The sequence below is a fragment of the Candidatus Angelobacter sp. genome, assembly GCA_035607015.1.
Classification (GTDB): Bacteria; Verrucomicrobiota; Verrucomicrobiia; order Limisphaerales; family AV2; genus AV2.
Genome location: DATNDF010000025.1, coordinates 1 through 10,363, shown reverse-complemented (window position 1 = coordinate 10,363; position 10,363 = coordinate 1). Strand labels below are relative to the sequence as shown.

Genomic DNA, 10,363 nt, shown 5'->3' with positions numbered 1-10,363 from the left:
GAGTGAGGCGCAGCCTCCTGCTTTGTCCAATCACGACATTCATGAGCAGACTGCAACGCTGCATTATGATCGGTGTCCTGGCCCTGGTGGGATTGGCCACACTGACGATCACGCTCCATAATTATCGAGCCGGTCGGGCCTTGCGCCTTTACAAAGCCGCGCTGATCGCGGCCGGGGAAACACTGACAATTGAGGAGTTGACTCCCGTTGCGACGCCCGAAGCCCGGAGTGCGGGGAACGATCTCGTGCAGGCGGCGTGGCGGCTTCGGACCGGTTTGCTTGTTCCAAACAACGCGCCCAGGGCGATGGGCTTCGTTTCGGCCGGCAAAGCGAGCATTGGTTCGAGGCAACCCGATATTCGCGGACCCGGGCGCGGCACCAACAGTTGGGAAGATCTGGCGGAGGACTTGAAAGCGAACGGGCCGGCTCTCGAACAAATTCGAGAGGCGCTCAAGAGCTCACAGTTCGACATGAATCTGAACTACAAGATGGGCTTCAACCTCCTGCTGCCACACCTGGCAAAGCTCAAAGGAGTCGCGCAGTGGCTGTCGGCGGCGACCCTGAATGATCTGCACACTCAACAGTTGGATGAAGCGGGGGCCGATTTGAACGCTTTGCTTTCACTGTCCAACGCCCTCCGCGACGAAAGGCTGATCATTTCCCAGCTCGTGCGGATCGCCATTACCGCGATTGCCATCGCACCGACATGGGAGGCGCTCCAGACCCAGGGTTGGACTGATGCGCAACTGGCCGGATTTCAGCAGGCCTGGGAGGTCTTGGAATTCTCCCGTCCGATGGAACAGGCCCTGGCGATGGAGCGCGCGATGGGAATCGAGACGTTTGATCGACTGCGCGGGTCGGGTACGGAATTCAGGCAAATGTTTGGCGCAAACTATACCGGTGGGACCAGCGGCTCGTCGGGATCGGTGGCACCCACGAACCTCGCGGAAATGCCCGACTTCGCGCTCGAGTGGTCCAAAGACCATCTATCGTCTCTGAATTTGTTCGCGCAGGAGACCGCGTGGCGGCGGCTCTGGTCCTACGATGACGAGTTGAGGTACCTTGAAACGCTCCAGGTCATGGTGGAGGTTCCGCGCCGGGCCCGTAGCACGGGATCGTTTGTGTCCGCGAGGTCATGGGGCACAAATGAGTATCAACGCGTCTGGCAACGGGAAGACTATGGTTCGGTAAAATATCTTCTGTCAGGCCAGGTCGCGGCCGCGCTGGAAAGGGCCTCTGCGAAGGCGGCACGCATTGAAGCGCAACGCGAACTGGTTGTGACCGCGATTGCCATCGAACGCTTTCGTCTGCGCCGCGGCAAACTGCCGCCGGACCTGAGCGCGCTTGTTCCGGAATTTCTCTCCAAACCGCCGATAGACCCGATGGATGGGCGGCTGGCGCGGTATCGAGCACGGGAAGACGGCACGTTCCTGCTCTATTCCGTGGGTGAGGACGGGAAGGATGATGGCGGCGATCCCGTGCCGATTCCCGTGCCAACCTCGCCGACTTCACAGAACTATTACTTCGGAAACGGGCGCGACATCGTCTGGCCGATGCCTGCAACGGCTGAGGATCTGGCCGAAGTGGAAGCGAAAGCAGCAAAGGAGGCAAAGAGAATCCAGGCGCGCGCTTCGTCGCAGGAATTCAAGGAACGCTACAGTCTCGTGCCTACCAACAAGAACGCCAGACCATGAGCCGACGACGGCGCCTTCGACCTTTCATGACAAAGTCACCACGCTCTTGTTGGCCTGGGATTCCATCGCGGCGGCGAACAGTTCGTGACTGAGCACGGCTTCGTCCGGGGTGACACAGCCGAAACGATTCCCCAGTTGGCCGGCGCGCTCTGCCGCGTAAGCCGCCCACATTTGCAAAAAGCAATCCGGGAAGCCCGCTTCGAAAATCCCGCCGGTGATCGTCGGAAAGACCATTTGGTGGCCGAGATCAAAGCGCTGCCAGACTTGTTCCTTTCCACGCTCGAACAGCCAGAGCGTTTTCGGCTCCTTCGTGCTGAAACGCGCACCCCCTTCAGTACCGAGCACTTCGATGAACCAGGTGTTCGTCTCGCCCGGAGCGAGGCGTTTCGTCTCCAGCCGCATCGGAACTTCCGCGCCATCGATCAACGCCTCGGTGTGCAACAGCGCGTTATCCCAGGTGTCGCACTGCGCCATGCCGCCTTTGCCGTCAGGGCGTTGGGTGTAGACTTTCTGCAGCTGCGCATAGACGCGGAGCGGGTTCCAGCCCAGGCGAAACGGTACATGCACGACGTGCATTCCCAGGTCGCCCATCACTCCAACCTCACCGCAGAATTTGGTCTGACGCTTCCAGTTGATCGGTTTGGTCGGGTCCATGTCGCTCGAATGCCAGAAGCCGGAACGGATTTCCATGATGCGTCCAAACCTGCCCGACTGCGCCGCCTGAATCACACGCTGCGGTCCGGGCAAAAACGGAAACTCCGAACTGCACCGGACAAACCGGCCCGAGCGCGTCGCGGCGTCACGAATACGATCCGCCGCCTTGAGGTCGATGCCGAACGGTTTTTCCGCGAGCAAATCCTTTCCGGCGCCAAGCACGTCGAGATACATCGGCTCGTGCAAATTGTGCGGCACGGCGACGTAAACGACGTCCACGTCTGGCGACCGGAGCAATTCCTGGTGATCTTTGGTGAGCAACCGGACCGTCGGCACCCGGCGGAACCAGTCGAGCAGTTTCTCCTGCAGATCGCACACCGCGACTAGTTCCGCCCGCACCGGGAAGTTTTCGAGAACAAACCAGCGCCCGAACGCGCTGGCCGCTTCGCGTCCCATCAACCCGCCGCCAATAATACCCACTCGCATCGTTGGATTCATAGTGTCAGGCAAAAACGCTGGAACGGGCGGCCAGACAAGTCAAGCCATGCGAAGAGGTTGCGTTGCCAGGGACATCCCATGGAGCGAACTGGTTGCATACCTATATTCTTGTGATATTGTAATTTCAGAAATAGCAGAAATTTAGGAAATACTCTGAAACGACCTGAACAAATAGAAAGGACCGAACCATGAAACCTACGCTGCTGGCTGCCGTGGACACCGTTGCCGGAAATACGGCGACCGTGTGGACTTATATCGTGTATCTGCTGATCAGCATTGCGCTCACCATCTGGGTGGCTCGAACCCTCCACAAAAACGGGCGTATCTTTCTTGTGGACAGTTTTCACGGAAACGAAGCGCTCGCAGATTCCGTCAATCATCTGCTTGTGGTCGGTTTTTATCTCATCAATGTCGGATACGTCGCCCTGGCGCTGAAATACGGCGTCAAACCTTCGGACGTCCAGACCGCTTTGGAAACGCTGAGCACGAAAGTTGGTCTCGTCCTCGTTGTTCTCGGTGTCATGCACTTTTTCAATCTCGTTGTCTTTTCGAAGATGCGGCGTCGCGGCACGCTGCACCGGCTTCCGCCGCCCATCCCACCTCAAGGCTATGTGAAAATGCCAAACGCTTGAATTGCCAACCGGGAAAAGCGTCCGCCAGGCCGCTTTTCCTGTTTACGGTCTTGAAAGCTTTTTCTGTTCTGTTAACCGCGACGGTTGTGTATGAAACGTTTTCGGTGTTGATCAATTCGGGTCACAAAGTAAACGCCTGACCATTATAAAGAGCATTCCGCAAGTATCCTGTTCAAGTTGACAAAAACCGTTATCGCTTTTGTCAGGAGCACCGGATTCGCGTTCATTTCAAACATCTCGGCTTTCCGATCGTCGGCGACACGACTTATGGCAACCGACAAAACAAACGGCTGACCGAACTGACCGGCTACACGGCGTCGCGTCAAATGCTTCACGCTCACAAACTCGCCTTCAAACATCCGCGCACCGGAAAACAAATGAACTTTGAAGCGCCGTTCCCAGAGGATTTCAGGGAGGCGTTAGCCACGCTGCACTGAGCAATTTTCGGTGGCCCACGAATCATCGGGCACTTGAATAATCCTTCACAAAATCTCGTAAGTCTGCTTCCATAACAACGCGATAAAAGCCACGCTCAGAAAAATTAGTCCTGCGCAGAGACGCACATACCGCGCGGCTCAACGCTAGGTCGCGGAAGCGCAACGTCATATCTACTGTCAAGCATCCCATGAGCAGTAAACCAGGAGGCGCTGTCGTTTTCGTAATCATATTGCTGTGGCACACAGCATTTGCCGAGTCGGTTGTCGTTCCAAGCACATCGAACCCTTGGCTTGCTGGGATGCCGGATGGTTCGCCCGGCAGACGTGGGGACGTTGCCCCGGATGAATCGCCTGTGCTCGTAACTGGTGCTTCCATCGAAGGTGGGGGGATGTTTGTCTTTTCAGCCGCCGGTTCCGTGTCGCGTGGCAGCCCACTACCCTTCTTCGGACCAGACGGCGAGACCAATAGTATTTCCCACTATTTAGGTGCAGAAAATGGCATCGCCGACGTGGCTGCACCCTTTGAATGCCTCGTTGGAGTTTTTCTGGGGACGAATCAACCAGATCTGAACCCAACACCCCAACCTCTGGACTTCAGCACTGCGACAAACCGGGACTACCTAATTCTTACACCCACACTTCAGCAACCATTTTTTATTGGCGACGGTTTAACGAGCTCGGGGTCAGTCCAACAAGTGATAGCTCCGGACGGAGCGACTCGCTTGTTCGTTGGAACAATCGATGAGTATTCATGGTTTAATAACGAAGGCTCTTTTACGGTACAGATTGTTCGAGTGCCCCAGCTGAGTATCACCGCGACTAATCAAATCACCGTTCTGCTTTCATGGCCAGCGGCAGGTGGTTATTTTGCATTGCAGCAAAACCCAGATCTTTCTACTACGAATTGGGTGACTCTAACAAATGCCCCGATTCTCGTGAGCGGAGGATATCAAGCCAGCTTGCCATCATCAGCTGCCAGCATGTTCTATCGGCTTGTGCTGCAGTCGTTTTAAGTCAATGAGCCGCCCGTTAGTTTGGAATTTGTCTATGACCGCGGAACAAATCATCGGATTATCGCTGGCGCTGCTCGTGATGTGCTTCGGGCTGGCCGGAAGTGTACTGCCCGGCATCCCCGGCACACCGCTGGTCGTGCTCGCGGCGGTCGCGCACCGGCTTTACTTTGGCGCAACCGGCGCCAGCAACACCGCGCTTGTGATTATCGTGCTGTTGATGTTGTTGTCGATCGTGATGGATTATCTAGCCAGCATGTATGGCGCGAAACGCCTCGGCGCGACGTGGCGCGGTGTGCTCGGCGCGGTCGTCGGCGGCCTCATCGGCATCTTCTTCGCCATTCCCGGCATCATCCTCGGGCCATTTGTCGGCGCGTTGTTGTTTGAAATGATGGGTGGCCGCGAATGGAAGGAAGCGGCACGGGCCGGCCTCGGCGCGGTCATCGGCCTGCTCGTCGGCGCGGTCGGCAAGCTGGCTTGTTGCGTGGCAATGATGGGCTTGTTTGCGTTCAACGTGATTTACCAGTCGTTGAACCAAGCAGGGTGAAAGTCCTGCTTGGAAACCCGCGGGGGGCGATGGGGCAAGAGTCACCCTTGAACTGCGCCCGGACAGAACCCGCGGTCGGGCGATCCGGCGTCATTTCGAGCGTTTGACGGGGTTTAATTCCCTTTGACTCACTGTTCGCCTTGGCTATCCTTTCGCCCCTGTTTTTATGGCGAAGCTGACGGTCAAAGATCTGGATGTGCGCGGCAAACGTGTGTTCGTGCGGGTGGATTACAACGTGCCGATGGAGGAAAAGGGCGGCCAGATGGTCATCAACGACGTCACCCGAATCAAGGAAACGCTGCCGACCCTGGAACTGCTGATCGAGAAGGGCGCGCGCATCATCCTTGCCGCACATCTGGGCCGGCCCAAGGGCAAGCGCGACCCGTCCATGTCGCTGCGGCCCGTCGCCGAGAAACTCGCGGATATGTTGCATCGACCGGTCGCGTTCGTGGACGATTGCATCGGGGAGAAGGTTGAAAAGACCGCCGAGGCTTTGAAGCCCGGGGACCTTTTGTTGCTGGAGAACGTCCGTTATTACGGCGAAGAGGAAGCGAATGACCCGGCGTTCGCGGAGAAGCTGGCGAAGGTCACCGACGTTTATGTGAACGACGCGTTCGGGGCGGCGCATCGGGCGCACGCTTCGACCGAAGGCACGCCGCGTGTCTTGGCCCGGCATGGCGGCAAATGCGCGGCGGGCCTGCTGATGGAACGCGAATTGAAATTCCTCGGCGAGGAACTGGAAAATCCGGCCCGGCCGTTCATCGTCATTCTTGGCGGGGCGAAGGTGTCGGACAAGATCAAGGTAATCGACCGATTGCTCGAGAAGGCGGACACGATTCTGATCGGCGGGGCGATGACCTACACGTTCCGGCTCGCCCTGGGCAAGACAGTGGGCAAATCGCTCGTTGAAGCGGACCTCCTCGGTATGGCCGAGGCCGCGCTGAACAAGGCCAAGGCGCGCAAGGTGCAGTTTTTGCTCGCCGTGGACAACATCGTGGCGACGCCTGTGGACACCGGCAAGTTGAACAAGAAAGGCAAGCCGGTCATCGAGTGGCAGAACCCGCGCGTCAACGACAGCCTTGATATCCCGGAAGCCGAAGAAGGCATGGACATCGGGCCGAAGACGATCAAGCTGTTCACGGAAGTCATTCCCAGGGCGAAGACGATTTTGTGGAACGGGCCGATGGGCGTGTTCGAGGACAAGCGGTTTTGCGAAGGAACCTTTGCTGTCGCGCGCGCAGTGGCTGACACGACGCAGCACGGCGCCAAGAGCATCATTGGCGGGGGCGACAGCGTAAAGGCCCTGAACATGACCGGGTTGACGGATCGCGTGACATTCGTCAGCACGGGCGGAGGCGCCAGTCTGGAATTTCTCGAAGGCCAGACATTGCCCGGCGTCGCGGCGCTGACCGGCAAATGAGCAACGATTTCACCCTCGAGAATCAGGACTAAGCAGCATGGACAAAACGCGCAAATTGATCGTCGCCGGCAACTGGAAGATGAACAAGACCGTGGCCGAGGCACTGGATCTGGTGACCGGCCTGAAACACGAACTGAAAAACCTGAAGGACATCGACATCGTCATTTGCCCGCCGTTCACCGCGCTTGGCGAAGTGTCCAGGGCCATCCTCAACACGACCATCCGGCTCGGGGCGCAAAACATGAGCGAGCATAATTTTGGCGCGCACACAGGCGAAATCGCCGCGGGCATGTTGAAGGAGTTTTCCGTGCGCTACGTCATCCTCGGCCATTCCGAGCGGCGGCAGTTTCAGAAGGAATCCGATGAATTGATCGCGAAGAAAACCCTGGCGGCACACGCCGCGTCGCTCAAGCCGATCGTCTGCGTCGGCGAAACGCTGGCGGAACGCGAGGCGGGCCGCACCGAACTCGTGGTCGGGACGCAGTTGCGGGGGAGTCTGGCCGGTTTGTCAGCCGACCAGATGGAGGAAACCATCATCGCGTACGAGCCGGTTTGGGCGATCGGCACGGGGAAGAACGCCACCGCCGACCAGGCGCAGGACGCGCACATGTTCATCCGCAAACAACTCGTGACGATGTTCAACGAGACCGTTGCCAGGCGCGTTCGCATCCAGTACGGTGGGAGTGTGAAACCGTCGAACGCGAGAGAATTGATGGGCCAGCGCGACGTGGACGGGGCGCTCGTGGGCGGGGCGTCACTGGAAGACCGGAGTTTTTCGGACATCATCAAGAACTGCCTGAACTGAGCGAATTATTTTATGGCGATTATCATTGGATTGCTGACATTCATTCTTGTCCTGAACTGTCTGATTTTGATTCTGCTGATCCTGATCCAGCTTCCAAAGAAAGAGGCCGGGGCCGGAATCGCGTTTGGCGGCGGCGCGACCGACGCCCTGTTTGGCGCGGGGTCAGGCAACGCGCTGACGAAAATCACGAAGTATTCCGCGGGGTTGTTCCTCGGCCTGGCGCTCTTTCTTTCCTACTTGCGCGCGAATCAAGTGGGAGCAAACGGACGCAGGTTCGAGGAGGAGTTGAGAAAAAAGGCAGCGGCCGGACCGGTAGTCGCTCCAACTCCGGCGCCCGCCAACACAATGAGCGCCACGTCCGCCGCGCCGGTGTTGCAGTTGGTCTCGCCAACCAACGCCCCCTCGACCACTCCGCCCCCGGCCAGTCCGAAGTAAACCCCGGTCCATGATGCCTTCGGCGACCGCTCCTTGGGAACGACCCGGGGCGCAACGTTGCCTTCGAAACGCGCCGGACGGAAACCCCTGCTTGTTGCTGCTGTTCCTGCTCGCGGCGCTGCTCTTCACCGGCTGCGCCCGACGCGGTCCGCGCGCCGATCTCGTCATTATCAACGGCGCGGAACCGGAGTCGCTGGATCCGGGAATTCTGACCGGCGAAGCGGACGGGCGCATAGCACTGGAACTGTTCGCGGGCCTGATGCGGTACGAACCGACCAACGCGACGCCCGTCCCGGATCTGGCCGAGGGATGGGACCTCTCGCCCGACAGGAAAGTTTATACCTTCCATCTGCGCCCGCACCTTGCCTGGTCCACCGGCGAGCCGATCACGGCGGGGGACGTTGTCTATTCATGGTTGCGGGTACTGGCCCCCCGCACCGCCGCCGAATACGCCGGTCAATTGTTTTATTTGAAGAACGGCGAGGAATTCAACACGGGCAGGATCACCGATCCTGCGCAGGTCGGCGTGCGGGCCGTGAATGCCCGCACGTTGAGGGTCGAACTTAAAAATCCCACTCCGTTTTTCCTTAATCTCTGCGCGCTGCCGACGCTTCGCATCGTGCCGCGCCAGGCGATCAAAAAACACGGCGACCGTTGGCTGATGACACGGCCTGTGCCGTGCAGCGGGCCGTATGAACTCGTGGCGTGGCGCATTAACGACCGGATCCGGCTGCGGAAGAATCCGCGCTATTGGGACGCCGCCAACACGAGATGCGAGGTGGTGGACATGCTTCCCGGAACAAGCGCGAACACGGCATTGAATCTTTACGAGACCGGCGAGGCGGACATTGTCTGGGACAAAAACCTCGTCCCGGTGGAGCTGCTCGACGTGCTGCTCAAACGCCCGGATTTCCACTCCTATTCCTACCTTGGAACTTATTTCATTCGCTTCAACGTGACCCGCAAACCGTTTGACGATTCGCGCGTACGCAAAGCGCTGACCTTGGCCATCGACCGGACGCGAATCGTCGAACGCATCACCCGTGGCGGTGAGCACACCGCCTCCTCCCAAACGCCGCCCGGCATTCCCGGTTACGACCCACCCGAAGGACTCGGTTACGATCCTGCGCAGGCACGCCGGCTTCTGGCGGAGGCCGGCTTTCCGGGAGGGAGGGCGTTCCCGTCGTTTGATTATCTGTGCGACAACACTTCCCACCTCCACGAGCAGATCGCCGTCGAACTGCAGGCGATGTGGCAACGCGAACTCGGCATCCATGCGGAAATCCACAAACTGGAATGGAAGACCTATCTGCGCGCGCAAGGGGGGCTGGATTACGATCTGTGCCGGAGCAGCTGGATCGGCGATTACAACGATCCAAACACCTTTCTCGACATGTTCATGAGCAACAATGGCAACAACCGCACGGGATGGAAAAGCGCGCATTACGACGAACTCGTCAACCTGGCCGATGCGCAGGCCGACCGCGCGAAACGCGCGGAGATGTTGCGCAACGCGGAAACTCTCCTGGTCCGCGACGAAGTTCCCATCGCCCCGCTCTTCTATTACGCGGGGCTTGATTATTACGACGCGAACAGGATTAAGGGCATCTTCCCCAATCTCCTTTCCGTAAACCCGGTCCGTGCGATCTACAAGGTCGGTGTAGAATCCGTTTCGAAATCAACCCCGCAAGGCGCGGCGGCAAATCTCCCCCCTGCCCCGCAAATCGCGGCCCACTGACGGCATCCATGTATTTTCTCAGACGCCTGGCCTTCACGATTCCACTGATGCTGGTCATCAGTTTCCTCGCGTTTGGTTTGCTGCACCTCGCGCCGGGCGGTCCGTTCGACAAGGAACGCGCGCCGGCGTCACCGGAAATCAAGCGCGCACTGGAAGCGAAGTTTCATCTCGACGAGCCGGTCTGGAAGCAATACCTGCGCTATCTCGGCGGCGTGCTGCACGGCGACTTCGGTCCCTCCATGAAATATCGTGATCACACCGTCAATGACATCATCGCGCAAGGTCTCCCGGTGTCCGTGACGCTGGGCGCGCTGTCATTCTGCTTCGCTCTAGGATTTGGGATTCCGCTCGGATTTCTCACCGCCGCGCGCAAAGGGCGATGGCAGGAATACACCGGGGGTTTTCTTGCGCTCCTGGTCATTTGCGTGCCCGCGTTGATCATCGGCCCGGTTCTCATCATGACGTTCGCCCTTAAATGGCGCTGGTTTCCCGT

10 protein-coding genes are annotated in these 10,363 nt (G+C 58.7%); 9 read left to right on the top strand and 1 reads right to left on the bottom strand.

Annotated elements, in window-relative coordinates; translation table 11 throughout:
* The coding region (locus VN887_01085) for a hypothetical protein (protein ID HXT38594.1) at nt 1–1,694 on the top strand (1,694 nt) is incomplete at its 5' end.
* A gap of 24 nt (nt 1,695–1,718) precedes the next feature.
* Here VN887_01085 and VN887_01080 read toward each other — a convergent pair.
* The gene (locus tag VN887_01080; GenBank protein ID HXT38593.1) at nt 1,719–2,846 is read right to left on the bottom strand and encodes a Gfo/Idh/MocA family oxidoreductase; all 1,128 of its coding nucleotides are present in this window, start codon (nt 2,844–2,846) and stop codon (nt 1,719–1,721) included.
* 188 nt (nt 2,847–3,034) lie between these two features.
* Here VN887_01080 and VN887_01075 point away from each other — a divergent pair, with 188 nt between their 5' ends.
* From VN887_01075 to VN887_01040, 8 genes are all read left to right on the top strand, one after another.
* Entirely contained in the window at nt 3,035–3,478 is a 444-nt protein-coding gene (locus tag VN887_01075; protein ID HXT38592.1) for a hypothetical protein, read from the top strand.
* A 625-nt stretch (nt 3,479–4,103) separates the two neighbouring features.
* Nucleotides 4,104–4,928, top strand: a complete 825-nt coding sequence (locus VN887_01070) for a hypothetical protein (protein HXT38591.1) — start codon at nt 4,104–4,106, stop codon at nt 4,926–4,928.
* 34 nt (nt 4,929–4,962) lie between these two features.
* Nucleotides 4,963–5,472 carry a DUF456 domain-containing protein gene (locus tag VN887_01065; GenBank protein ID HXT38590.1) on the top strand — a complete coding sequence of 170 codons (510 nt, stop codon included), beginning with the start codon at nt 4,963–4,965 and terminating at the stop codon, nt 5,470–5,472.
* Nucleotides 5,473–5,638: 166 nt separating this feature from the next.
* A complete protein-coding gene (locus VN887_01060) occupies nt 5,639–6,892 on the top strand; it encodes a phosphoglycerate kinase (protein ID HXT38589.1) in 1,254 nt (417 codons plus the stop codon).
* A 37-nt stretch (nt 6,893–6,929) separates the two neighbouring features.
* The gene (tpiA, locus tag VN887_01055) at nt 6,930–7,697 is read left to right on the top strand and encodes a triose-phosphate isomerase (GenBank protein HXT38588.1); all 768 of its coding nucleotides are present in this window, start codon (nt 6,930–6,932) and stop codon (nt 7,695–7,697) included.
* 12 nt (nt 7,698–7,709) lie between these two features.
* Nucleotides 7,710–8,132, top strand: a complete 423-nt coding sequence (gene secG / locus VN887_01050) for a preprotein translocase subunit SecG (GenBank protein HXT38587.1) — start codon at nt 7,710–7,712, stop codon at nt 8,130–8,132.
* Between the two features lie 91 nt (nt 8,133–8,223).
* Nucleotides 8,224–9,870 (top strand): peptide ABC transporter substrate-binding protein, encoded by a 1,647-nt coding sequence (locus tag VN887_01045; GenBank protein ID HXT38586.1) that lies wholly within the window; start codon nt 8,224–8,226, stop codon nt 9,868–9,870.
* A gap of 8 nt (nt 9,871–9,878) precedes the next feature.
* The coding region (locus VN887_01040; protein ID HXT38585.1) for an ABC transporter permease at nt 9,879–10,363 on the top strand (485 nt) is incomplete at its 3' end.

Excerpts from the sequence above, each read along its gene's own strand:
- secG (HXT38587.1), top strand. The coding sequence starts at position 7,710 with ATGGCGATTATCATTGGATTGCTGACATTCATTCTTGTCCTGAACTGT.
- VN887_01060 (HXT38589.1), top strand. The coding sequence starts at position 5,639 with ATGGCGAAGCTGACGGTCAAAGATCTGGATGTGCGCGGCAAACGTGTG.
- tpiA (HXT38588.1), top strand. The coding sequence starts at position 6,930 with ATGGACAAAACGCGCAAATTGATCGTCGCCGGCAACTGGAAGATGAAC.
- VN887_01080 (HXT38593.1), bottom strand. The coding sequence starts at position 2,846 with ATGAATCCAACGATGCGAGTGGGTATTATTGGCGGCGGGTTGATGGGA.
- VN887_01075 (HXT38592.1), top strand. The coding sequence starts at position 3,035 with ATGAAACCTACGCTGCTGGCTGCCGTGGACACCGTTGCCGGAAATACG.
- VN887_01070 (HXT38591.1), top strand. The coding sequence starts at position 4,104 with ATGAGCAGTAAACCAGGAGGCGCTGTCGTTTTCGTAATCATATTGCTG.
- VN887_01065 (HXT38590.1), top strand. The coding sequence starts at position 4,963 with ATGACCGCGGAACAAATCATCGGATTATCGCTGGCGCTGCTCGTGATG.